Here is a 21348-nt window from a genome sequence, read left to right as displayed (position 1 = left end):
AGCGCCCCCTTGAAGCCGGTGCTCGCGCGCCAACCAGTACCCGGCAGGGCTTCGGCCAATCACCCGGCCGAGCGGAAGACGATCGCACCGCCATCACCACCGCCACCGCTCCCCGCCGTCAGCCGGATGGCGGCTGCCGGGACCGGCATACAAGACCCGCGGCGGGATACCTGGCTAGGGTCGGAGCTGGAAGAGGACGGCTCCGCCGGCCGCCGCCGACGTGCCGACCGAGGCGGCCGCTCCGCACGGCGGCGTACGCGGACCCCGCCCCGGCCTCGAAGAGAGGTACTGGCAGATGCACTCACCGCTCGCCTGCGCCTCACCCGCACCGCGTGGACAGAGGGGGCCGCGATGACGTCCGCCGGGCCTGAAGAGGGCGGCGGCCACGACCAGGCCGAGATGTCGTCCGTGGGGCCCGCGGCGAGGACCGGGCGAGCGCGACGGACGAGGATCACGGTCGGCGGCCGGTCCTGGTTCGCCATCGGCTTCGCCGTCGGCCTGGGCGCGACGCTGGCATGGCTGACCGTGCAGACCGTCCTCGAAGTCGGCAGCCTTCTGACTCTGCTGCTGCTCTCCATGTTCCTCGCGCTCGCCCTGGAACCCGTCGTCGCCTGGCTCACCCGCCACCGGGTGCGCCGCGTCTGGGCCGTCCTGCTGGTCCTGGTCGTCCTGATCGCGCTCTTCGGCGGGTTCCTCGCCCTGGTCGTGCCCCCGGTCACCGACGAGGTCAACGCGCTGATCAAGGCGGTGCCCGGCTGGCTGAAGCAACTCCATGACCACGAGTCGGCGCTCGGCAGGTTCGAGGACCGCTACCACGTCATCGCCAAGGTCAAGGAGCAGTTCTCCAAGGGAGGCGCGGCGGGTCTGGCGGGCGGACTGCTCGGCGCCGGCCGGGTGGTGGTCGGAGCGGTGACCTCGGCCGTCGTCGTCATCGTCGTGACGGTGTACGTGATGGCGTTCTTGCCGTCCCTGAAGCGGTTCTGTCTGCGCTTCGTCGCGGCCCGCAAACGCCCGCACACCCAGGCCGTCACCGACGAGATCCTGAACCGGGTGGGCCGCTACATGCTCGGCAACGTGGTCACCTCGGTGATCGCGGGGCTCGCCACGTTCATCTGGTGCGTGGTCACCGACGTCCCCTACCCCGCCGCGCTGGGAGTCTTCATCGCGCTGATGGACCTCATCCCCATCGTCGGCACCACGATCGGTGGCATCGTCGTCAGCCTGGTCGCGTTGTCGGTGTCGCTGCCCGTGGCTCTTGCGACAGCGGGCTTCTACATCGCGTTCCGGGTCGCCGAGGACTATCTGATCGTGCCCCGCGTCATGAAGTTCGCCGTCGACGTCCATCCCCTGGTCACGGTGGTGGGCGTGCTGCTCGGCGGGGCGCTGCTCGGCATCGTCGGAGCGCTGGTCGCGATCCCGGCCGCCGTCGCCATCGGCCTGATCCTGGAGGAGCACGTCTTCTCCCGGACCGACGCGTCCTGAGGTACGACAGCGGGCGTACGCGCCGTCAGATCCGGCTGTCGCTGTACCCGCACACCCAGGCCAGGGCGTCGTGCACGCCGCGTGTGAAGTCCTGCACGCCGGCCTCGGTGGTGGGGTCCTCCAACTGGACGACGGCCGCGTCCACCTCGGCGGTCAGCAGCCGCAGATCCGGCACGCGGCGGGCGGCCGTGCCCGTGACCGGCGCGCGGGCGGCGCGGCCCATGGCCCAGCGGTAGGCGGCGGCCACGCCGAGGGCGAACTGCGCGGGCGCCTCGGACCGGGCCGTCAGGTACTTGAGCGCCAGGTCGACGTCGGTGCGGGGCCGGACGCCGACCAGGGGCGTCCGGGCGTCGCGCGCGGCCCAGTTCTCCGGTGTGAACCCGTCTTCGGGTGCGGTCACATCACTCACCTCTGCATGCCGGTCGTCATCGCTCTGGGGGTCTATCAGTGCGGGTACCCACCGAGCGGCGATCTCCGCATGCCCCTTCGGAACCCGTCGACACCAGGGAACGGAGATCGGTGCGGTGCCGGGCCACCGCAACCCGCCTCGGAGACGCCGCTCAGGCACCTATTACGCTGGGCCGCATGACGATGCACCCGGTGAGCGTTGACGCGATGATCGAGGACCTCAGGACGCTGGTCGAGGTCGAGTCCCCGTCGCGCGATCTCGACGCCTTGGCGGCATCGGCCAAGACGGTGGCCGCAGTCATCGAGCGCCGCCTCGGCGGGCATGCCGTCCTCGTCGAGAGCGAGGCCGGACCCCACGTCCACTGGTCGGGCGGCGGAGAACCCCAGGTGCTGATCCTCGGCCACCACGACACGGTGTTCCCGCTCGGCACCCTGGAACGCCGCCCCTTCAAGGTCGAGGACGGGCATGCGACAGGGCCCGGGGTCTTCGACATGCTGGGTGGTCTGGTGCAGGCCATTCACGGCCTGGCGGCCCTTGAGGACCGGTCCGGTGTCGAGATCCTGGTGACCGCCGACGAAGAGGTCGGCTCGCGTTCCTCCCGCGCGCTCATCGAGGAGCGCGCGCTGGCCTGCGGTGCGGTGCTCGTCTTCGAGGGTGCCGCCGACGGGGGCGGCCTCAAGACCGGCCGCAAGGGCTGCGGCACGTTCCAGGTGTCCGTCACTGGCCGCGCCTCGCACGCGGGACTGGAACCCGCGGCCGGTGTGAACGCCCTGATCGAGGCGGCCCACCAGGTCCTGGACATCGAGGCTCTCGGGCGCCCCGAGATCGGCACGACGGTCACCCCGACCGTCGCGGCCGCGGGAACACTCGACAACGTCGTACCCGCCGAGGCGACCGTCGTCGTCGACGTCCGGGTCGAGACGGCTCGGGAGAAGGAGCGGATCGAAGCCGCCTTCGCCGCGCTGACTCCGCATCTCGACGAGGCCGTGATCACGGTCGACGGCGCGATCAGCCGGCCGCCGATGCCCGAGTCGGCGTCGGCCGAGCTGTTCGCGGTGGCCGAGCGGCTGATTCCCGGCATCGAGGGCAAGGCGGTCGGCGGCGGAAGCGACGGCAACTTCACGGCCGCCCTGGGGGTGGCGACCCTCGACGGCCTCGGAGCGGTCGGAGGCGGTGCCCACGCCGACCACGAGTACCTGGTGGTCGACGCCATGGCCGGCCGGGCGGACCTGGTCGCCGGACTGGTGAAGGCAATTCGGCACAAGTAGGCATACGACATTACGTGGAGGCTCGTCTGCCTCCGTCCGAAGGGGCGCCTTCGGCCAGGGCCCGGGGGAGTGCGTCGAGCACGGTGAAGGTGTCGTCGAGGCGGACGATCCGCAAGATGTGGGATATGCGAGGGGTGCCGCGTATGAGGCGCAGCACCCCGCCTCGGTGAGCCACGTGTTCGCGTACCGCCAGGAGCAGCCGGATGCCGCCCGCGTCCAGGAACGTCACCGCACGCAGATCCAGGATCACATCGGTGTCGGCCCGGCAGACCAGCGCATGGATGCGCGGGCCGAGTTCGTGATGGGCCAGCATGTCCAGCTCGCCGTGCAGTTCGATAATGGTGGTGCCGCCCACGGTGCGGGTCCGCAGCCAGAATGCGAGTTCGTCAGCGCCCACGTCGCGCCTGCCTGTCTCTCGTGTTCCAGGTGTCTGAACGCCGCGCTGACACCCGGATTCCATCACTCTCCGTGACCCCCTTGTGGGCCGCGAAGCGGAGCCGAATGGCAAAGCCCCTGGTAGTCCTCATGCCCCGATGATCTAAGGAACTCACCTGTGTGACGTTCTGTAATGGAGCGAGTTTCGGACAAGATTGCCCGACGGACGTGGCGGGGAGCGCGGCTCAACCCGCGTACGGATCGGCGGCCTTGTGTGGCGCGGTCAGGAACGCGAAGTCGCACCTGGTGTCGGCCTGCGTGATCTGCTCACCTACAGCGCCCCGTAACCGCGCTCGGCCCTCGTCGGCCAGCGGCCTCGAACGCGGCCGGATCACGTCGTCGTTGTGCGCGAGCGCTCCGGCGAGCTGCTCGCGCAACGTGTGGCGCGGTGTCGTGTTCTGCCTCGGATCTCGGAGGGTCGTCGGCTCAACGGCGGCCGAGGAGGCTGGCTGCCGCGCTGTCGAGTACGGAGACGATGCGCTCCCACGCCTCCAAGTCCCGCTCCACGGGCGGGAGTTCCGTACCGCTCCCGGCCCCCCACTCCTGGGCGATCGCGACGGGATCGGCGCCGGACACGGCCGATGCGGCGAGCGCGGCCGCGCCGACGGCCACCAGTTCCGTGCCGGTCGGGATGACGAGGGGGCGTCCCGAGAGGCGGCGTACCGTGTCGACCCAGGTGCGGCCCTGGGCGCCGCCTCCGATGAGCCGCAGGGGCCTGGCCGCGACGGCGGGGGAGTCGGGGGCGAGGCCGCAGGCGCGCAGGACTTCGTCCAGTGCGCGCAGGACGGTGACGGCGGCGCCTTCGTAGGCGGCGCCGAGGAGTTGCTGCGGTGTGGTGGCGTGGCGCAGGCCCGTGAGCAGCCCGGAGGCGTGCGGGAGATCGGGGGTGCGCTCGCCGTCGAGGTAGGGCAGGAGCACGGCCTCGCCGCCGGGTGCCGTGTCGTCGCGGTCGAGGCTCAGCAGGGTGGCGATCCGGTCGACGGCGAGCGTGCAGTTCAGGGTGCAGGCCAGCGGGAGGTAGCTGCCGTCGGCGGAGGCGAACCCGCTGAGCGCGGGGTCGGCGGGCCGGGTGCGGGTCGCGGCGAAGACCGTGCCGGAGGTGCCGAGGCTGAGCACGGGGTGGTCCAGGAGTCCGGCGCCGCCGAGCCCGAGCCCCACGGCGGCGCTCATGTTGTCGCCGGTGCCGGCCGCCACGGCGACACCGGACGGCAGCCCGAGGGCGTCGGCGGCGTACGCGGTGAGGGTGCCGACGCGAGCGCCGCCGGTCGCGGCCACGGAGGGGAGCAACTCGGCGTCCAGGCCGAGTAGTTGGAGGATCTCGGGGTCGTAGGCCCCTGTCGCTGTGGAGTACCAGCCGGTGCCGGAGGCGTCCCCGGGGTCGGTCACGGCGACCCCGGTGAGCCGTTCGGTGAGGAAGTCGTGGGGCAGGCGAACCGCCGTGCAGCGATCGGCGGTTGATGGCTCGTTCTCGCGCAGCCAGCGCCACTTGGCGGCGGTCACCGCGGCGACCGGTACGGATCCGGTGCGGGCGGTCCAGGCGTGCGGGCCGCCGAGCTCCGCGGTGAGGGCGGCGGCCTGCGGGGCCGAGCGGGTGTCGTTCCACAGCAGGGCCGGGCGCAGCGGCCGGTGGCCCTGGCCCAGGACCACCAGGCCGTGCTGCTGGCCGGCGACCGCGATGCCGGTGACGGCGGACGCCGGTGCGCCCGACTCCTTCAGCCCGGCGGCGACGGCCTCCCGCAGCGCCTGCCACCACTGCTCCGGGTCGCTCTCGCGGGCGCCCGCCGAGCCGTCGACGCGGTGCGGGGCGCGGCCGACGGCGAGCGTCCTTCCGGTGACGGCGTCGACGAACAGGGCCTTCGTGGACTGGGTGGAGCTGTCCACGCCGATGACGACCGGGCTGTGCGGCATCCGGGCACCTCTCTTACGGGTCTGGACGGACGGGAGGGGTTTGGTTGCAGGGGCAACAAATGAGGGGCACCAAATTAGGCGAAGCCCCGGGGTTACGGAAGCCGCAGCGATCATGCAGTATTTGTCAGGCAGGAAAACAAATAGCTCCGGCAGGGGCCGGACGGACCCGCGTGAAGGTGGCGACGAGGATGACGGAACGCTTCACCCCAACCCCCGAGGACAAGTTCTCCTTCGGTCTCTGGACCGTGGGCTGGCAGGGGCGCGACCCGTTCGGCGACGCGACCCGCGCCCCCCTCGACCCCGTCGAGTCGGTCCAGCGCCTCGCCGAACTCGGTGCGTACGGCGTGACCTTCCACGACGACGACCTCATTCCTTTCGGCGCCCCGGACGTCGAGCGGGAGTCGCACATCAAGCGGTTCCGGCAGGCCCTCGACGCCACCGGCATGGTCGTGCCGATGGCCACCACGAACCTCTTCACGCACCCGGTCTTCAAGGACGGCGCGTTCACCGCCAACGACCGCGACATCCGCCGGTACGCGCTGCGCAAGACCCTGCGCAACATCGACCTGGCCGTGGAACTGGGCGCGCACACCTACGTCGCCTGGGGCGGGCGGGAGGGCTCCGAATCGGGCGCGGCCAAGGACGTACGCGTCGCCCTGGACCGGATGAAGGAGGCCTTCGACCTGCTCGGCCAGTACGTCACCGAGCAGGGCTATGACCTGCGCTTCGCCGTCGAACCCAAGCCCAATGAGCCGCGCGGCGACATCCTGCTCCCCACCGTCGGCCACGCCCTCGCCTTCATCGAGCGGCTGGAGCGCCCGGAACTGGTCGGCGTCAACCCGGAGACCGGGCACGAGCAGATGGCCGGGCTCAACTTCACCCACGGCATCGCGCAGGCCCTGTGGGCGGGCAAGCTCTTCCACATCGACCTGAACGGCCAGAACGGCATCAAGTACGACCAGGACCTGCGCTTCGGCTCCGGGAACCTGCGCGACGCCTTCTGGCTCGTGGACCTGCTCGAATCCTCCGACTACACGGGCCCGAGGCACTTCGACTTCAAGCCGCCGCGTACCGAGGACATGGCCGGCGTGTGGGCGTCGGCGGCCGGCAACATGCGCAACTACCTGATCCTGAAGGAGCGTTCGGCCGCCTTCAGGGCCGACCCCGAGGTGCGCGAGGCGCTGCGCGCGGCACGCCTGGACGATCTCGCCCGGCCCACCGCCGAGGACGGCCTCGCCGGGCTGCTCGCCGACCGCACGGCCTTCGAGGACTTCGACGCCGAGGAGGCGGGGGAGCGGGGCATGGCCTTCGAGCACCTCGACCAGCTGGCGATGGACCACCTGCTCGGCACCCGCTGAGAGCCTGTGTCCAGGCCGGGCCGCCCCACGCACCATCCGCGCGGGGCGGTCCGGCCGGTGCTCGATCAGTGGCTACGCCTGCGCACCGCCTGGTGAGCGATCCGTCAGATCAGAATGATGGGATTGGTGAGCGCGGCGACGGGCCCGTCAGGATGGCGGACCTCGATGCGGACGTACGCCGAGTCCTCCGCCGTGGTGTGCCACCGCACTGCACCCGCTCCCTCACCGGGAAGGGACGCACGATGCACCTTCCCCCGATCGGTGTGGAAGCTGACGCTCGCCGCCGGCACGCCCTGTACCACTGCGCGCACTTCGACCTGCCCACCATGGGTGCTGAGCCGCCCACCCACTCCGGCGGTGTGACGCCCCGCACGGGCGGTGAATGACACCTCCACGGTTGCCGACCCGGCGATCCAGCTCCGGCCCGCGCGGATCCCGGCCAGGACCGCCTCCGTACTCAACTCCTCGGCGAAGACCACAGTGTGAGGGACGGCGATCTGCCCCTCCAGGTGTGTGTCGCTGTTGCCCATAGCCGGCCGCCACGAGCCCGTCGGGATGTCCGCAAGGCTCTCCCTTCAGGTCAGTTGGTCCATGCCGGCGGGCGTGCGCGTCAGTACGCGAGTGGTGCTGCCGTCGTCCTCACGGACGTCCCGCGTGTGAACGAAGCCGATCCTGCTCAGCAGCGCCAACGAAGCGGTGTTCGGTGCCGCCACGGTGGCGTGTACCTCGGTCAGCCCGAGCGTGCCGAAGCCGTAGGCGACGAGAGCCTCGGCCAGCTCCGTGCCCAGGCCCGAGCCCCACGCCGCCGGAGCCAGGGCGTAGATGATCTCATGGCCCCCGACCACATCGGTCGGCTTGATCTCGGCATGCCCGATCAGCACGCCATCCCCGCGAACGGCCCAGACGTCGAACAGCTCCTGGGCGTAGACCTTCGTGAAGATCCGCCCGAACAAGGCCCGGTCCGCTGCCTCGGTAGCCGGCCCGTCGCCCATCCACCGCGACACCCTCTCATCCTGGAAGAGCGCTACGAACCCGTCCTCGTCCTCGGGGACGTAGGGCTCCAAGAGGAGTCGCCGAGTGCGCAGAGTGGGGGTCATGGACGGCGACGGTACGCAGCGGACACCGCGCCCGCAATCCACTTTCACCAGCCGTGCAGGCGGTGCGATTACGGCCGGCGGGTCAGCCGATCCGCTGGTCGTCCACCTCGACGGTCAGATGCCGCCACGACGCGGCGAACCGCGCCAGCTCGCCGGACGTCAGCTCGTCTGCCCCGCACGGGAGTTGGGGAGCGCGAAAGTGGACGGTCGTGCCGGTCCCGCCGTCCTCGTCGATCGGCGTCAGATCGGTTGTGGGAACCCCGTGCTCGTAGCGCTGGACCCACGCCCCGCCCACCCGACGGTTGGTATGGACGAGCCATTCGCTGAGCGCCGCGACGACGGACATGCCTCGGCGCGGGTGACCATCGGGAAGCACCTGTGCGTCGGGGTGGTCGAAGAAGCGGAGGTCCTTCGTCGCCATGACCGGCTTCTTGACGGGCCGGCCGTTCGCGTCGTAGCGGGTGTCGGTGCCTCTCCCGTCGTCCGCGACGGATATGGAACCGTCAGCATGGAAGGTGATGACGCACTGTCCCGCGCCCCTGGACTCCGCCTCGTCGGCTGCGTACGCGACGACTTCGAGGACCAGGTGCCGGATGCCCCCGGGAGCGAAGGCGGGTAAGTCGCTCCGGATGTGGGAGAGGTGGTCGACGTCCACGGTGCCGGCCCAGTCGTGCGTCGTGTTGCGCCAGGGAGGTGTCGGTCTGTCCATCGGTGAAGTATGCCCGCCCTGTGGGTGCGGGAGGCAGACGCCCCGGGGTCGGAAAGATCACGATGGTTCCCGGTGTGCGCACCCTCGGCCGATGCCACCACGGCCCACGCTTGCGAGCCCCGTCCATACCATGTGCACTGTGAATCTTCAGAAGCTGATGGAACAACAGACAAGTCTTCGAGATGTCCCGGCCATAGCGGCGGGTGTGTCGGCGGAGGGCTCCCGCACTACGGCCACCCTCGGGCCGGTGACGGCGGAATCCAGTTTCCGTATCGCATCGCTGACAAAGGTCTTCACCTCCGTGGCCCTGCTCCGCACCCTGCGGGACAAGGGCGTGCCACTGGAGACCCCTGTCGTCGAACTGCTCCCCGGCCTCGCGCCGGACTGGCGGGCCGACAGGAGCATCACCGTGGAGCAGATCCTGGGCCAGGTCTCCGGCCTGCGTGAATCGGTCGACGGGGCGACGGTGGCGGCTCTGGGCGACGGGGACGGCGCCCTCCTGGAAGCCGCCCGGCTCGTGGTCCTCGCCGGCAACGAGCGGGAGCCCGGCCGGCGGTGGTCGTACTACAACGGCAACTACTTCCTGGCCGGCTCGGTCCTCGCCGCCCTGAACGGCACGACGTACGAGAGCGCGCTGGAAGACAACCTCCTTGCCCCCTGGGGCCTCGAACGCACGGGTTTCGCGACGCCGGCCGCCTACGCCACCGGGTGGAGCGGCACGACCTCACTCCCGCTGCTCAGCTACCCCCGCACCCGCCGGCCGAGCGGGGGCCTGTGGTCCTCGGTGTCGGAACTCCTGGCCGTCGGCGAGGAACTGCCCGCCGACCGGGACCTCCTGGAGGAGATCCGCCGTCCGCGCACCCGGCCCGACGACCCCATGTCCTACGGACTCGGGTGGGCGCTGGGCCCGTCGGGCCAGATGTATCTCAACGGACGGCTGCCGGGCTATCGGGCTGCCATGGTCCTGATCCCGGACCGGGATTACGTGAGCGTGGCCCTCGCCAACCAGGAGAGCGCCCTGCCCGCCCTGGCGCGACTCCTCAGCGACCTGCAGCAACCTCTGACAGGGGACGACATCGCCGAGGCGGTTGCCGACTTCGCGGCGTGAGATGACGAAACAGCGGCGACCGCCCGCGCCGCTGCCCCGGCTCGGGCCCGCCCATGCGGTGCCCGACGACCTTCGTCGCTGCCCTTCCCGGTTCAGACGCGGGCTCTCACTCCGCGCCGCCGAAGCGCCACGCCTCGATGTCGCGGTAGTGGATGGGCCCCGGGCCGCGTCCCGTGTTGCTGGCGACCAGGTGCAAGCGTTCGGCCTCCCACTCCCGACCGGTGAAGGCGGCGAGGTCGGACGCCAGGTTCAGCACGCTGGAGGGGTCGTCGCGGCGGGACCGGGCCAGCGTCAGATGGGGACGCAGCGGCCGGTCCTCGAAGGCGATACCGCACTCCTTGACCACGCTGCGGACGTCGGCCGTGAGCTGGTGCAGCCCGTCGAGGTCCCCCTCGATCCCGCTCCACAGCACCCGCCCGTCGAAGTGCCCGCCGCCGCGCAGAGACAGCCGTAGCGGCCGACGTGCCGCCGCGAGATCCGCGAGCGGCCGCTCCAGGAGCGGGGCGGTTTCCACCGGGAGTTCGCCGAGGAACGCCAGGGTGATGTGCCAGTCCTCGATGCGGTTCCACCGCAGGCGCGGGTACGCGGCATAGGCGGGGCCCAGCGCTCGCGCCAGCTCTTCCTTCGCATCGTCGGGCGGGGCGAGCGCTATGAACACGCGGACGGTCGCGGGCTGAATCTGTTCCTTCACGTAGCACTTCGTACACCACGGGCCGCCGGAACGGTCGCAGGCCCCCGCCCCACATGAGTCAGGGGGCCGTACCGATGCCACCCACGTCCCATCAATTACGGTACGGACGTGGCGAAGCCGACACCAGGATGTCGACCATCGGGCCCCATCACACGTCACAGACATCACACACAGAGGAGTCCCATGTCCGTCGTGATCCGACAGCCGGGCGTCGTCCTGACCGACCATGTCTTCCAGGTGCCGCTCGACCATGGTGCGCCGCGGGGAGAGCAGATCGAGGTGTACGCCCGTGAGGTGGTCGCGGTCGGTAAGGAGCGCGCCCAACTCCCTTGGCTGCTCTACCTCCAGGGCGGCCCCGGCGGGCGGGCGGCCCGGCCGGTGGGCCGGGACAGTTGGCTGGACAGGGCGCTGGACGACTACCGGGTACTGCTCCTGGACCAGCGCGGCACGGGACGCTCGACCCCCGCGACCCGGCAGACCCTGCCCCTTCGCGGCAGCGCGGCGGACCAGGCCGAGTACCTCTCCCACTTCCGCGCCGACTCGATCGTCCGCGACGCCGAACTGATCCGGCGCCGACTGCTCGGCGACCACGGCCGGTGGAGTCTGCTCGGCCAGAGCTTCGGCGGCTTCTGCACGCTCACCTACCTGTCGCTGGCCCCCCAGGGGCTGCGCGAGGCGCTGGTCACCGGCGGTTTGGCGGGCCTGCGCAGCAGCGCGGCGGACGTGTACCGGGCGGCCTACCCCCGCGTCGCCCGCAAGAACGCCGCCCACTACACGCGCTACCCCGAGGACATCGAGGCCGTTCACCGGATCGCCGAGCATCTGCTCGCCGCACCCGCCGAGCTGCCCGGCGGCGGACAGTTGACCGTGCGGGCTTTCCAGGCGCTCGGCCTGATGCTCGGCAGGGGCAACGGCTCCGACCTCCTGCACTACCTCCTGGAGGACGCCTGGGTCCGCGGCGTCAACGGGCCCGAGCTGTCCGACACCTTCCTGGCCGGCGTCCAGTCGAAGCTCTCCGTCGCCGAGGGCCCGCTCTATGCCGTACTGCACGAATCCATCTACGGGCAGCGGTCGGTGGACCCCGGGCCCACCGGCTGGGCCGCCGAGCAGGTGCGCTCGGAGTTCCCCGCGTTCGACGCGGTCCAGGCACTGAGGGACGGTGCCCCGATGCTGTTCACCGGGGAGATGATCTACCCCTGGATGTTCGAGACCGACCCCGCGCTGCACCCGCTGCGGGAGACGGCGGACGCGCTGGCCAGGCGCACGGACTGGCCCGACCTGTACGCCCCTGATGTCCTGGCCGCCAACCAGGTCCCCGTGGTCGCCGCCGTCTACCACGACGACATGTACGTCGACACCGCCGACTCGCTGGCCACCGCCGACGCGGTTCGAGGACTGCGGACCTGGGTGACGAATGAGTGGGAGCACGACGGCCTACGGGTGAGCGACGGGAAGGTTCTGGACCGCCTGATCGGCATGGCTCGCGGACGGTTGTAGGGAGACGTCCCGGCGAAGGCTCAGCGGCGCAGAGCGGTCTCCCTCTCCATACGGGACAGCTTCTCGGGGTTGCGCACGGCGTAGAGCCCGGTGATGAAGCCCTCGTCGATGCGCAGGGCCATGACGGTGTCCAGCTCGCCGTCGAGCCGGATGATCAGCGCGGGGTACGCATTGACCTGTGCCGGCCGCAGCGACGGCCCGGTCACCCTGCCCAACCCGCCGACCAGCAGACGGGCCACCTTGTCGGCCCCCACGACGGGGCGCAGAACGGCCTGCTTGATCCCGCCGCCGTCACCCATGAGGACGACATCAGGCGAGAGGATGTCGAGCAGGCCCTGCAAGTCGCCCGTTTCGACCGCCCGTTGGAAGGCGTCGATCGCCTCCTGCGTCTCGGTCCGGGACACCACCCCGCGCGGTCGCCGCGCCGCGACGTGGGCCCGCGCCCGGTGCGCGATCTGGCGGACCGCGGCCGGGCTCTTCTCGACGGCGTCGGCGATCTCCTCGTACCCGAGGTCGAACACGTCCCGCAGTACGAACACCGCCCGCTCGACGGGTGCGAGCGTCTCCAGCACGAGCAGCATGGCCATCGAAACGCTGTCGGCCAATTCGACGTCCTCGGCCACGTCCGGGGCGGTGAGCAGCGGCTCGGGGAGCCAGGTGCCGACGTAGGACTCCTTGCGGCGGCCGAGCGTACGCAGCCGGCTCAGCGCCTGGCGCGTAGTGATCCGGACCAGGTACGCACGCTGATCCCGCACCGCGCCGAGATCGACACCGGCCCACCGCAGCCAGGTCTCCTGCAGGACGTCCTCCGCGTCGGCGGCCGAGCCGAGCATCTCGTACGCGACGGTGAACAGCAGGTTGCGATGGGCGACGAACGCGGCGGTGGCGGGGTCGGTGCGCCCGCCGCCGCGGAGTTCCCCGGATGTCTCCTCCGTGTGCTCGTTGTATTCGCTCATCGCTGACCGCTCCTGCCTGTCCATGTTGGTTCTCGACCGCGCCACGCCCACAAGACGCCGGCCGTCGAGGCTTTGTGACGCGCGTGAGCGGTGGTGTACGTCACATCGGCGGGCCGTCACAGGGAGCGGGCGGCCGGCATCTCTTGTACGTCCCGGCGCAACACCACGGGGCGAACGGACCCAGAGGGCGATCGGTCCGAAGGGGCGATTGGACCTACGAGGGCCGCGAGTTCACCGGCTCAGCGGTTCACCAGTTCACCAGTTCACGAGTGAGGACGAAGCAATGGACACCCGATTCAACCTGTTCGACAACGAGACAGGCACGAAGTTCAGCAAGCGGTTCGCCAATGCCGGCATGGTGATTCACCAGTCGTCGCTGCCGAGGGCCACGCAGGAGTTGGTGTCGCTGCGCGCCAGCCAGATCAACGGTTGCGGATGGTGCATCGACGCGCACACCAAGGAGGCGGCGGCCGCCGGTGAGAGCGCGGTCCGGCTCAATCTGGTCGCGGCGTGGCGCGAATCCACCGTGTTCACCGATGCCGAGCAGGCCGCGCTGGCCCTCGCCGAAGAGGGCACCCGACTCGCCGACGCCCATGACGGTGTGTCAGACGAGACGTGGGCCCGGGTGCGCAAGCACTACGACGACGACCAGATCGCCGCGCTGGTCTCGCTGGTCGCCCTGATCAACGCGGCCAACCGCCTCGCCGTGATCGTGCACCAGCGGGGAGGCTCGTACGAGCCGGGCATGTTCGAGGCCGCGCTCAACTGACCGGCGAACCCACACCGGCCCGGCCCAGGATGATCCGATCCGATCCGATGCGATCGGGGCCGGGCCGTGCGGGTCGGGGCGGGCCGGCGCCGCCGCTCAGCAGGTGGCGGGACGGGTGCCTCGCGGGCGGGTACTTGGCCACACCCGCCCCGACGGGGGCCACCCCCTGGGGGAGAGGGGGGCTGGCCCCATGGAGCGGGCGGTGCGCATGGGCCAGGCTCGGAGCATGTCCCGTACGCCTGTGACCAACGGATTCCTGCGTACCGCGAGCGCCGCGGCGCACCTTCGACTCTTCGTGCTCGTCGGCGTCGTCACCGTCCTGGCGACCCGCGCGTTCCTCTCGCTCGCCGACTACCCGAAGCTCGGGGGAGGGGCGGGGAACGGAGGGCTGCACATCTCTCACATGCTCTGGGGCGGGCTGCTGATGCTGGCGGGGCTGCTGGTCATGCTCGTCTTCACAGGAGTCGCCTCCCGGCAGAGCGGAGCCGTGATCGGCGGCGTCGGCTTCGGCCTGTTCATCGACGAGGTGGGCAAACTGGTCTCCGTCGACGGCTACTTCTATCGGCCCGCGGCAGGGCTCATCTACCTGTCGTTCGTCGCGCTGACCGGCCTCGTCTGGTGGGTCACGCGACGCGGGCGTACGGACAGCGGGACGGCTCCTGTCGCGACCCGCTCCGCTGCCGCCGCCGACACCGTGCTCCAGGGTGTTCTGCGCGGTCTCACCCGGCAGGAACGGGACGAGGCGCTGCACCGTCTGCGCGGCACCGGCGCGCAGGCCACGGAACTGGACGCGGCTCTGGCGGCCCTGCTGGAGGTGGTTCCCGAGCGTCCGGCCCGGTGCCCCCGGCCACACGTCCACGCGGCTCAGCGCGTTCGCACGTGGGTGACGAGCCGGGTGTCCGGCAACCGGCGCTTCGTCCACATCGCGGCGTGGGGCGCGACACTTCAGGCGGCACTCCTGTTGATCGCCATCGCCGCGGACAGCCGCGCGGGCGGCCTCGCGGACGAGACCCAGGGGACCGCCATCGCCGGAACACTCGCCTGTTCACTGGCTTCCCTCGTACTCTCCGTACGTGGAACGGCCCTGCTGCGCCGCGACCGGGACTCGGCCCTGCGCACCCTGCGCGCCGCACTCCTCGTGGACCTGCTCCTGGGCCAGGTGTTCAAGTTCACGATCAATCAGTTCTCGGCAGTGGCCGGCTGGCTGATCAGCCTGGCACTGCTCTACGTACTCTCGGCTCAGATGGGGCGCGGGCAGGTGCAGCGGGCGCAGGTGGGCCACTGAATGTGCGCCGGTCCCGTGTGCCGTTTCGCACGCCGCGCGAGGCCGGACACGACAGGTCCGGCCCCGGCAGCTCGCTCACCGGATGACGCTGGTCCGCTCTCGGTGCGCGATTCCTTTGCGGCGTGGGGGCGGTCAGCGGGCGCTGCCGAGGTTGCGGTCGGCGTCGGACCCCTTGAGCATCAGGGTGGTCTCCTCGATGCGCCGGAAGCGGCCGTCGGGGGCGAGGTCGGCGAACACGTAGACCTCCATGCTCACGGTCGAGCCGTCCTTCTTCGTGATGTGGCAGGTGTGCCGGTCGGCGTACTTGCTGCCGTCGTAGAGCTCGTCGTGGACCTCGATCTCGCCGCCGGCGACGAGCGTACGCAGGTGGGCGATGTGGTCGAGGAACTCGGCGCGGTCGGCCCACTCGCCGTCGGTGCGCTGGCGGTAGTCAGGGGTGAAGTGGCGGTCGGCGGCCTCCTCCAGGGTGATGTCCTTGTCGAGGAGCAGGGCAGTGAGGGCGGCCTTGATACCGGTGCGGGTCATGAGAGGTCCTTCCAGCAGATTCAGCAGATTTGAGATTCAGCAGATTTCGGACGAGAGGGATGCGCGGTGGTGTCTGGTGGGCCGGGGCCTCAGGCGCTGGTGTGGGTGAGGATGCCGTCGAGCCAGTCGTAGATCCGGGCGAGGGAGACGCGCATGGCTCCGGGGTGGCAGTGGGCTCCTGCGCCTTCCTCGGCGGTGAACACCATGAGGGTCTTGGGGCAGGCGAGGTGGTCGTAGAGCTGTTGGGGCTGGCCCTTGAAGAACTCGTCTTCGGCGGCGTCGCAGACGAGTGTGGGGCACTGGATCTGCTCGGCGATGCCGTCGGCGAGGGAGTAGTCGAGGTAGGAGGCATTGAAGGCGCGGGGGGTGTCGACGCCCATGACGTACATGCCGTGGTTGATCGCCCAGCGTGCGGTCGCGTCGGCGGTCATGATCTGCTGGAGGGCGGCGTCGAGTTCGGGAGCGGTGTCCGCGCGCAGGAGTCGTTCGGCTTCTTTGCGGTCGCCGGGGATGTTGCGGACGGATATCTGGCCGAGGTCGTAGACGCCGTCGACGGCGATCAGCGCGGCCAAGCGGTGCTCGAAGGCTGCCGCCCGCGGCGCGAGGATGCCACCCATGCTGGAACCGAGCAGTGCGATACGGCTGTTGTCGACTTCCGGGATGGTCTCGGCGAAGTCGATCACCGGGGTGATGACGTTCTCCCAGTCCGGGCGGAAGACCAGACCCTGGTGGTGGCGGGGGCCGGGCTGTCCGGGGCCGTCGAAGGTCAGGACGGTGTAGCCGCGCTCCACGGCGGCCAGTGCGCCGCTGAAGTGGAGTTCCTCGGCGGTGCCGTCGAAACCGGAGTGCATGATCAGCGTCGGCCGCGGTGCGCCGGTGGTGTCAGCGCGGTAGAGGTAGCCCGGCAGCGTAGTGCCCTCATAGGGAATACGGACCGGCTCGATGCGTGGAGTGTAGAGCGCGGCGGCGGCTTGGAAGCAGGCGACGCTGCGGTCGTAGGCGTGGTCGTGGCGGGGGTCGCAGGGGTGACCGTGCAGAAAGAATTCCGCCGACCGGTAGTAGTTCGACGCCCGCAGGAACCCGTCCCGGGCACTGACCCTGTGGCCGGCCGCCAGCGCCTTCTCGGCCTCGCCGGACACGCGGTCCGCTGTGGAGATCCACTCGATGTGCCAGCTGTCGTAGTCGCCCTCGACGATGCGCTCGCTGGGCGAGACGACCTCGCCGAAGTCGGCGCCGCCGTAGGCGATGTGGCTCATCGAGCGCAGGGTCTCGTACCAGAACTGGGGGTTGTTCGGGAACAGCAGCTGCTTCACCGCACACTCTCCTTACGCGTTAAGCACGGATCTGTGCTTACGGCAGACTGTAGACCCTCCGAGCGCCACGAAGCAAACATCTGTGCTTACGATGTGGGGGTGACTTCGAAGCAACCGACCGCACGTATCCGCAAGAGTCCCGAGCAGGTCCGCTCGGCCGTCCATCAGGCGGTCGTCGACCTGCTGTCCGCCCCCGAGGGCGCGGAGCTCACCATCCCCGCGATCGCGCAACGCGCCGGGGTGAACCACACCAGTATTTACCGGCGTTGGGGCAGTCGTGAGGCGCTCCTGGCCGACGTGGTCACCACCCGGCTCGAACGGGACTGGCCACTGAATGACACTGGCACCCTGCGCGGTGACCTCACCGCCTGGGCGGAAGCGGGGGTGGCGAGCATCCGCACACCCGAAGGCCGCCTCCTCGTGCGAGCCGTCGCCCTGTCCATGCCGAGCAGCGCCCACATGCAGGCGGAACGCGCACAGCACTTCCAGCGTCGGCTCCACTCCATCGAGCGCATCCGCGAGCGGGCCACGGCCCGTGGCGAAAATCCCCCGCCCCTGGAGCAGATCCTCGACCAGCTCATCGCCCCGCTCTACCTGCGGGCGATCTTCGGTATCGATCCGCCGGCCTCCGGCTACCCGGAACTCCTGGTGGATAGGCTGCTCGGCAACACGTGTGCGCCGGGCGCGGCTTGAGCGTGGCGCAGCTGAGAGCCTGTGTCTGAACCTCCGGCGCCCGGGCGCTCGCGGCCCAAAGGGCGTACGCCCCAACCGTGATCGCCTGCACCACCCCACGGGACGCCATCCCGCAGGGCACGAGCGAGTGGAGCGGCGGGGTCGGCCTTGCCTGGCCGGCATCGTCAACTCCCGTACAGAACCGCCCTATTGAGGCTCAGGCGCCCACGCCGCAACCAGGTCGAGAAGCCCCGGGAACCGCTGGTTGAGGTCGTCCACCCGCACCTGGCTGCGGCGTTCGAGGCCGTACTGGCGTTGCCTGGTGACGCCCGCCTCGCGCAGTGCCTTGAAATGGTGGGTCAGGGAGGACTTGGGGCGTTCGAGGCCGAACCAGCCGCAGGGGTGGTCGAAGTGCTCCGACTCCAGGAGGAGTTTGCGCACGATGGTCAGGCGCAGGGGGTCGCTCAGCGCTCCGAGCACGGTTTCCAGGCGCAGGTCGTCGATGGATGGTTCGGGGAGCGGCTGGGGGAGCCCCTCCGATTCTGCGGGGATCTTGATGGCTGGCGGTCGGGGTTTCGTCGATGGCATTGGCCCCTCCTCGTGGCGTCCTCGTAACGCGAGTCGTGCGACCCGTCTGCGTCGTCCGTGTCTTCTGCGGCATCCGCAGCTTCCGCGGTATCGGCATCGTCCGCTGCCTCTGCGTCGTCCGCGCCGCTTGAATCCTATGTACGAGTTTCATCGTACTGCATGCTAAGTTCGACTTATCTCGTACTGGACTCGGTGGAGGGGACGACCATGTCGGAGAGTCGAACGATGCCTGAACGCACGGTGGTTGAGGGGCGGGGCAGCCGGGTGTTCCATGGGCAGGGCCCGGTTGTCGTGCCCGCCTGGTGGATCTGGCTGGCGGCCTGGCCCGTCACCGCGGTGTTCATCCTGTCCAACGCGGCGACCCCGCTGTACGTGCTCTGGCAGCGCGACATCGGGTTCTCCAAGGGCACCCTGACCGTGATCTTCGCGTTCTACATCGTCGGCCTGCTCGGATCCCTGCTGGTCTCGGGCGTGGTGTCCGACCGGCTCGGACGCAAGCCCGTCCTCCTGCCGGCGCTCGTGCTCGCCCTCGCGGCATGTGCGATCTTCGCGACCGCTTCGTCGGTGGCCGCCCTGGTGGTGGCCCGGCTCTTCACGGGCATCGCCGTCGGGGCCGTCGTCTCGGCGGGCATGGCGGCCGTCAGCGATGTGGCGGGGCAGGAGCGCAAGCGCCGTGCGGCCCTGCTGGCCTCCTGCGCCATGGTCTTCGGTGCGGGGCTCGGCCCGCTTCTGGCCGGGGTCATGTCCGAAGTGCTGCCCGCTCCCACCGTCGCTGTCTTCGTCGTCGAGGCGGTGTTCCTGCTCACTGCGGTCGTGGCCGTCGTACGGATGCCCATACCTCGCCCCGAAACGCCCTCCGGTGGCAGCCGGGTGCGCATTCCCGGCGTACCGCAGGGCAGCGGCATCCAACTCACCCTGGGAATCGCCGTGTTCGCCCCCGGGATCACGGCAACCTCCTTCGTGCTGTCCCTCGGGCCGTCCCTGCTGTCCGGACTCCTGGGCACCACGAGCCGCGTGGTCGCGGGATCCATGGCCTTCGCCATGTTCCTCACCGCCACCGGTGTGCAGTTCGCGGTCCAGAGGCTGTCCCGGCGTACGATCCTGGCCGCCGGAGCCGCGAGTACCACGCTCAGCATGGTCACTCTCATCGTGGCGGTGCACACCTCGTCGGTCCCGGTGCTCATCGCCTCGGCGCTGCTCGCCGGCGCGGGCCAGGGCATGGGCCAGTTGGGCGGCCTCTCCCTGCTCAACTCCGCTGTCCCGCCCCAGCGCCTCGCCGAGGCCAACTCCGCGCTCAACATGGGTGGTTACGTACTTGCCGGTGTGCTCCCCGTATCGGCGGGATACCTCAGCGATGCGGTAGGGCTGACGAGGGGTGCCACCGTCTTCGGCGCCCTACTGATGACCCTGGCGGTCGTCGGTGGATGCGTCGTTGCCGCCAACCGTCTGCGGACGACCGAGTCGGCCTGAGAGTCTGCCTCCCGCACCGTGAGCCACAAGAAGCGCGAGCCCCAGATGCGTACCGCACCCAAGGCGGCGGAGGAAGCCGCCGAGATCAGCGGCGGGGCGGCCGTGTTCCTCGACTCCTGCCCGCTGTGGGGCGCCGGCGACCCACGTCATTCGTCCCGGATCCCGAGGTCCTCCCGCATCAGCGTCCGCATCGTCACGAGCCGGGGCTCCGCCCGTCTGGCCTCGACGAGCAGGTGCTCGGCGGTCTCCCCGTCACGCGCGAGGCCGCGGTCGATCCGCTTGGCCGCCGCATCGACCTCCGCGAGCACCTTGTTGAGTTCCCGTGACGCCTCCATGATCCGCAGCGGGACGATCATCTGGGCCGCCGCATAGCGGTCGCGGTACTCCCTGCGGGACTCTTCGAGACGGGTACGGTCCTCTTCGGTGTACACACCGTCGCGCAAGCGGTGCAGGGCGTCCTTGAGGAGAGTGTGGAACTGCTCGGCGGCGCGGTTCATCGCCGTGTACGCCTCTCGGCGGTCCTCGAAAGACCGCCTGCGATCGGCAAGTTCGGCCTCCGCGGCCCGTTCGCGGGCGTTGAAACGCTGCGGGAGCACCGCGCCGAGAAGCGCCCCGCCGAGGCCCGCCGCTGCGGTGATGGTGGTCGCCAACGCGTCTGACATGCGGGGACTTTATCGCGGTCCGAGGTTTGCGGTCTGAGGGCTGGGGCCTGAGGGCTGGGGTCTGAGGCGTGCGGTCCACGGCCTGAGGCCCGCGGTCCGCAGTCCGCAGTCCGGATCTGCGATCCGTGCGCAGGCGTGTGCGGCAGGCCCTCAGCCAGGCAAGCCATCCCCCGAGCTCGCCCGGCTTCCGGCGTGGATGAAGCGGGCGAAGGACCGCATCGAGGTCCTGCGCGCACTCGATCGCATGGAGAGGCCCTTTCCGCGCTGAATCAACTCCCCCTTGAATGACTCAACTCGCCCTCGGATCAGGGCACATGAGCAAGCGCCGGCCGACACACCTCAGGGGCGCGCGGGGTCGTAAAGTACGAGCTCGTGTCCGACAACATCGCCATCGTCCCGCTCGACGTAACTCGCCTCCTGGACGACGTCCGCGGTTCCGCGGCACGTCTCTGTGCCACCCTCGCCCCGCTCACCGACCAACAGGTCCGCGAGCCTTCCGCGTTGACCGGCTGGAGCCGCGGCCATGTCGTCACCCACCTCGCCCGCAGCGCCGACGCCTACCGCTGGCTGCTGGTCCTCGCGCGGACCGGCACCGGGCCCGGGCCGCGCGCCGACGCCGCCGCGCTGGATTGCGCGCTGCGCGAAGGCGCCATGCGCAGTGCTGCCGAACTCGTCGCTGACCTGCGCACCAGCTTGGACCGGCTCTTCGACGAAGCGGCGTCCATGCCCGCCGAACGCTGGACCACCCTGGTCGCCGCGCTCGCGGGCTGGCGGCACCCCGCCTGGTTCGTCCTGCACCGCTGTTGGCGCGAACTCGAAACCCATCACACCGACCTGAACCTCGGCCACACCGCAGCCAACTGGCCCGCCGCGTACGTCACTTGGGCGCTCGACAGTACCGTCGGCGCACTGGCGGCCCAACACTTCGCCGTCGCCCGGATCGACGCCGAGGACCTGGGCAAGTCCTGGACGCTGTCCGCGACCGGCCCCAGTGTCAGTGGCAGCGGCCACGCCGTGCTCGCCTGGCTCGCCGGACGGGGTGCCTCCTCGCAGCTCCGCTCGGAGCTCCCCCTGCCGACCCCGCCGAAATGGCCCCTGCCGCCAGTACCCGGCTGGGGCTGAACGACGTAACAGCCCTCGAACGGC

General features: G+C 70.4%; 23 protein-coding genes. 10 read left to right on the top strand and 13 right to left on the bottom strand.

Features of this window, described 5'->3' with window-relative positions; genetic code table 11:
* Nucleotides 1-351: 351 nt before the first annotated feature.
* Nucleotides 352-1482 (top strand): AI-2E family transporter, encoded by a 1131-nt coding sequence (locus ACWC2B_RS08540; protein WP_450715707.1) that lies wholly within the window; start codon nt 352-354, stop codon nt 1480-1482.
* A 25-nt stretch (nt 1483-1507) separates the two neighbouring features.
* Here ACWC2B_RS08540 and ACWC2B_RS08535 read toward each other — a convergent pair whose 3' ends face one another.
* Nucleotides 1508-1882, bottom strand: coding sequence for a hypothetical protein (locus ACWC2B_RS08535; RefSeq protein WP_450715706.1), 375 nt, complete (start codon nt 1880-1882; stop codon nt 1508-1510).
* 185 nt (nt 1883-2067) lie between these two features.
* Between ACWC2B_RS08535 and ACWC2B_RS08530 the strand changes: the two genes are divergently transcribed.
* Nucleotides 2068-3159, top strand: a complete 1092-nt coding sequence (locus ACWC2B_RS08530; RefSeq protein WP_450715705.1) for a M20 family metallopeptidase — start codon at nt 2068-2070, stop codon at nt 3157-3159.
* A gap of 10 nt (nt 3160-3169) precedes the next feature.
* Here the strand turns inward: ACWC2B_RS08530 and ACWC2B_RS08525 are convergent, their stop codons facing one another.
* The 3 genes from ACWC2B_RS08525 to xylB form a co-directional block, all read right to left on the bottom strand.
* The gene (locus ACWC2B_RS08525) at nt 3170-3556 is read right to left on the bottom strand and encodes an STAS domain-containing protein (protein ID WP_450715704.1); all 387 of its coding nucleotides are present in this window, start codon (nt 3554-3556) and stop codon (nt 3170-3172) included.
* A 223-nt stretch (nt 3557-3779) separates the two neighbouring features.
* Nucleotides 3780-3971, bottom strand: a complete 192-nt coding sequence (locus ACWC2B_RS08520) for a hypothetical protein (protein WP_450715703.1) — start codon at nt 3969-3971, stop codon at nt 3780-3782.
* Nucleotides 3972-4020: 49 nt separating this feature from the next.
* The gene (gene xylB / locus ACWC2B_RS08515; protein ID WP_450715702.1) at nt 4021-5502 is read right to left on the bottom strand and encodes a xylulokinase; all 1482 of its coding nucleotides are present in this window, start codon (nt 5500-5502) and stop codon (nt 4021-4023) included.
* A gap of 188 nt (nt 5503-5690) precedes the next feature.
* On the opposite strand from xylB, the gene xylA reads away from it, so the two are divergent.
* Nucleotides 5691-6860, top strand: coding sequence for a xylose isomerase (xylA, locus tag ACWC2B_RS08510; protein WP_450715701.1), 1170 nt, complete (start codon nt 5691-5693; stop codon nt 6858-6860).
* A 104-nt stretch (nt 6861-6964) separates the two neighbouring features.
* Here xylA and ACWC2B_RS08505 read toward each other — a convergent pair whose 3' ends face one another.
* The 3 genes from ACWC2B_RS08505 to ACWC2B_RS08495 all read right to left on the bottom strand — a co-directional run bounded on the left by ACWC2B_RS08505 (nt 6965) and on the right by ACWC2B_RS08495 (nt 8666).
* Nucleotides 6965-7390 (bottom strand): hypothetical protein, encoded by a 426-nt coding sequence (locus ACWC2B_RS08505; protein WP_450715700.1) that lies wholly within the window; start codon nt 7388-7390, stop codon nt 6965-6967.
* A 45-nt stretch (nt 7391-7435) separates the two neighbouring features.
* Nucleotides 7436-7957, bottom strand: coding sequence for a GNAT family N-acetyltransferase (locus tag ACWC2B_RS08500; protein ID WP_450715699.1), 522 nt, complete (start codon nt 7955-7957; stop codon nt 7436-7438).
* 82 nt (nt 7958-8039) lie between these two features.
* The gene (locus ACWC2B_RS08495) at nt 8040-8666 is read right to left on the bottom strand and encodes an ATP-binding protein (RefSeq protein ID WP_450715698.1); all 627 of its coding nucleotides are present in this window, start codon (nt 8664-8666) and stop codon (nt 8040-8042) included.
* Between ACWC2B_RS08495 and ACWC2B_RS08490 the strand changes: the two genes are divergently transcribed.
* Complete coding sequence (locus ACWC2B_RS08490; RefSeq protein WP_450715697.1) at nt 8551-9774, top strand: serine hydrolase domain-containing protein; 1224 nt, start codon at nt 8551-8553, stop codon at nt 9772-9774. The two genes, ACWC2B_RS08495 and ACWC2B_RS08490, sit on opposite strands and share 116 nt — an antisense overlap.
* A gap of 106 nt (nt 9775-9880) precedes the next feature.
* Here ACWC2B_RS08490 and thpR read toward each other — a convergent pair whose 3' ends face one another.
* Nucleotides 9881-10465 (bottom strand): RNA 2',3'-cyclic phosphodiesterase, encoded by a 585-nt coding sequence (gene thpR / locus ACWC2B_RS08485; protein WP_450715696.1) that lies wholly within the window; start codon nt 10463-10465, stop codon nt 9881-9883.
* 183 nt (nt 10466-10648) lie between these two features.
* On the opposite strand from thpR, the gene ACWC2B_RS08480 reads away from it, so the two are divergent.
* On the top strand, nt 10649-11962 hold the full coding sequence (locus tag ACWC2B_RS08480) for an alpha/beta fold hydrolase (protein WP_450715695.1): 1314 nt from the start codon (nt 10649-10651) through the stop codon (nt 11960-11962).
* A 20-nt stretch (nt 11963-11982) separates the two neighbouring features.
* Here the strand turns inward: ACWC2B_RS08480 and ACWC2B_RS08475 are convergent, their stop codons facing one another.
* Nucleotides 11983-12918, bottom strand: coding sequence for an RNA polymerase sigma-70 factor (locus tag ACWC2B_RS08475; protein WP_450715694.1), 936 nt, complete (start codon nt 12916-12918; stop codon nt 11983-11985).
* Between the two features lie 283 nt (nt 12919-13201).
* Between ACWC2B_RS08475 and ACWC2B_RS08470 the strand changes: the two genes are divergently transcribed.
* Nucleotides 13202-13687: a carboxymuconolactone decarboxylase family protein gene (locus tag ACWC2B_RS08470; protein WP_450715693.1), complete on the top strand. Its 486-nt coding sequence runs from the start codon at nt 13202-13204 to the stop codon at nt 13685-13687.
* 226 nt (nt 13688-13913) lie between these two features.
* A complete protein-coding gene (locus ACWC2B_RS08465) occupies nt 13914-14972 on the top strand; it encodes a hypothetical protein (protein WP_450715692.1) in 1059 nt (352 codons plus the stop codon).
* Nucleotides 14973-15104: 132 nt separating this feature from the next.
* Here the strand turns inward: ACWC2B_RS08465 and ACWC2B_RS08460 are convergent, their stop codons facing one another.
* Both ACWC2B_RS08460 and ACWC2B_RS08455 read right to left on the bottom strand, forming a co-directional pair.
* A complete protein-coding gene (locus tag ACWC2B_RS08460; RefSeq protein WP_450715691.1) occupies nt 15105-15497 on the bottom strand; it encodes a nuclear transport factor 2 family protein in 393 nt (130 codons plus the stop codon).
* A gap of 89 nt (nt 15498-15586) precedes the next feature.
* Nucleotides 15587-16810, bottom strand: a complete 1224-nt coding sequence (locus ACWC2B_RS08455; protein WP_450715690.1) for an alpha/beta hydrolase family protein — start codon at nt 16808-16810, stop codon at nt 15587-15589.
* 99 nt (nt 16811-16909) lie between these two features.
* On the opposite strand from ACWC2B_RS08455, the gene ACWC2B_RS08450 reads away from it, so the two are divergent.
* The gene (locus ACWC2B_RS08450) at nt 16910-17503 is read left to right on the top strand and encodes a TetR/AcrR family transcriptional regulator (RefSeq protein ID WP_450715689.1); all 594 of its coding nucleotides are present in this window, start codon (nt 16910-16912) and stop codon (nt 17501-17503) included.
* 186 nt (nt 17504-17689) lie between these two features.
* Here ACWC2B_RS08450 and ACWC2B_RS08445 read toward each other — a convergent pair whose 3' ends face one another.
* Entirely contained in the window at nt 17690-18070 is a 381-nt protein-coding gene (locus ACWC2B_RS08445) for an ArsR/SmtB family transcription factor (RefSeq protein WP_450715688.1), read from the bottom strand.
* A gap of 207 nt (nt 18071-18277) precedes the next feature.
* Here ACWC2B_RS08445 and ACWC2B_RS08440 point away from each other — a divergent pair, with 207 nt between their 5' ends.
* Nucleotides 18278-19540 carry an MFS transporter gene (locus ACWC2B_RS08440; protein ID WP_450715687.1) on the top strand — a complete coding sequence of 421 codons (1263 nt, stop codon included), beginning with the start codon at nt 18278-18280 and terminating at the stop codon, nt 19538-19540.
* 146 nt (nt 19541-19686) lie between these two features.
* On the opposite strand, the gene ACWC2B_RS08435 is transcribed toward ACWC2B_RS08440, so the two are convergent.
* Entirely contained in the window at nt 19687-20202 is a 516-nt protein-coding gene (locus ACWC2B_RS08435) for a hypothetical protein (protein ID WP_450715686.1), read from the bottom strand.
* 372 nt (nt 20203-20574) lie between these two features.
* Between ACWC2B_RS08435 and ACWC2B_RS08430 the strand changes: the two genes are divergently transcribed.
* Complete coding sequence (locus ACWC2B_RS08430; protein WP_450715685.1) at nt 20575-21324, top strand: maleylpyruvate isomerase family mycothiol-dependent enzyme; 750 nt, start codon at nt 20575-20577, stop codon at nt 21322-21324.
* Nucleotides 21325-21348 lie beyond the last annotated feature (24 nt).

The sequence above is a fragment of the Streptomyces sp. NPDC001415 genome (genome assembly GCF_053597395.1).
This window is presented reverse-complemented; position numbering and strand designations above follow the sequence as displayed.

Bases quoted from the DNA above. Each gene is read 5' to 3' on its own strand.
- xylA (WP_450715701.1), top strand. From the start codon at position 5,691: ATGACGGAACGCTTCACCCCAACCCCCGAGGACAAGTTCTCCTTCGGT.
- ACWC2B_RS08445 (WP_450715688.1), bottom strand. From the start codon at position 18,070: ATGCCATCGACGAAACCCCGACCGCCAGCCATCAAGATCCCCGCAGAA.
- ACWC2B_RS08490 (WP_450715697.1), top strand. From the start codon at position 8,551: ATGCCCCCGGGAGCGAAGGCGGGTAAGTCGCTCCGGATGTGGGAGAGG.
- ACWC2B_RS08470 (WP_450715693.1), top strand. From the start codon at position 13,202: ATGGACACCCGATTCAACCTGTTCGACAACGAGACAGGCACGAAGTTC.
- ACWC2B_RS08530 (WP_450715705.1), top strand. From the start codon at position 2,068: ATGACGATGCACCCGGTGAGCGTTGACGCGATGATCGAGGACCTCAGG.
- ACWC2B_RS08500 (WP_450715699.1), bottom strand. From the start codon at position 7,957: ATGACCCCCACTCTGCGCACTCGGCGACTCCTCTTGGAGCCCTACGTC.
- ACWC2B_RS08440 (WP_450715687.1), top strand. From the start codon at position 18,278: ATGTCGGAGAGTCGAACGATGCCTGAACGCACGGTGGTTGAGGGGCGG.
- ACWC2B_RS08465 (WP_450715692.1), top strand. From the start codon at position 13,914: ATGTCCCGTACGCCTGTGACCAACGGATTCCTGCGTACCGCGAGCGCC.
- ACWC2B_RS08475 (WP_450715694.1), bottom strand. From the start codon at position 12,918: ATGAGCGAATACAACGAGCACACGGAGGAGACATCCGGGGAACTCCGC.
- ACWC2B_RS08505 (WP_450715700.1), bottom strand. From the start codon at position 7,390: ATGGGCAACAGCGACACACACCTGGAGGGGCAGATCGCCGTCCCTCAC.
- xylB (WP_450715702.1), bottom strand. From the start codon at position 5,502: ATGCCGCACAGCCCGGTCGTCATCGGCGTGGACAGCTCCACCCAGTCC.
- ACWC2B_RS08460 (WP_450715691.1), bottom strand. From the start codon at position 15,497: ATGACCCGCACCGGTATCAAGGCCGCCCTCACTGCCCTGCTCCTCGAC.
- ACWC2B_RS08435 (WP_450715686.1), bottom strand. From the start codon at position 20,202: ATGTCAGACGCGTTGGCGACCACCATCACCGCAGCGGCGGGCCTCGGC.
- ACWC2B_RS08480 (WP_450715695.1), top strand. From the start codon at position 10,649: ATGTCCGTCGTGATCCGACAGCCGGGCGTCGTCCTGACCGACCATGTC.
- ACWC2B_RS08495 (WP_450715698.1), bottom strand. From the start codon at position 8,666: ATGGACAGACCGACACCTCCCTGGCGCAACACGACGCACGACTGGGCC.
- ACWC2B_RS08540 (WP_450715707.1), top strand. From the start codon at position 352: ATGACGTCCGCCGGGCCTGAAGAGGGCGGCGGCCACGACCAGGCCGAG.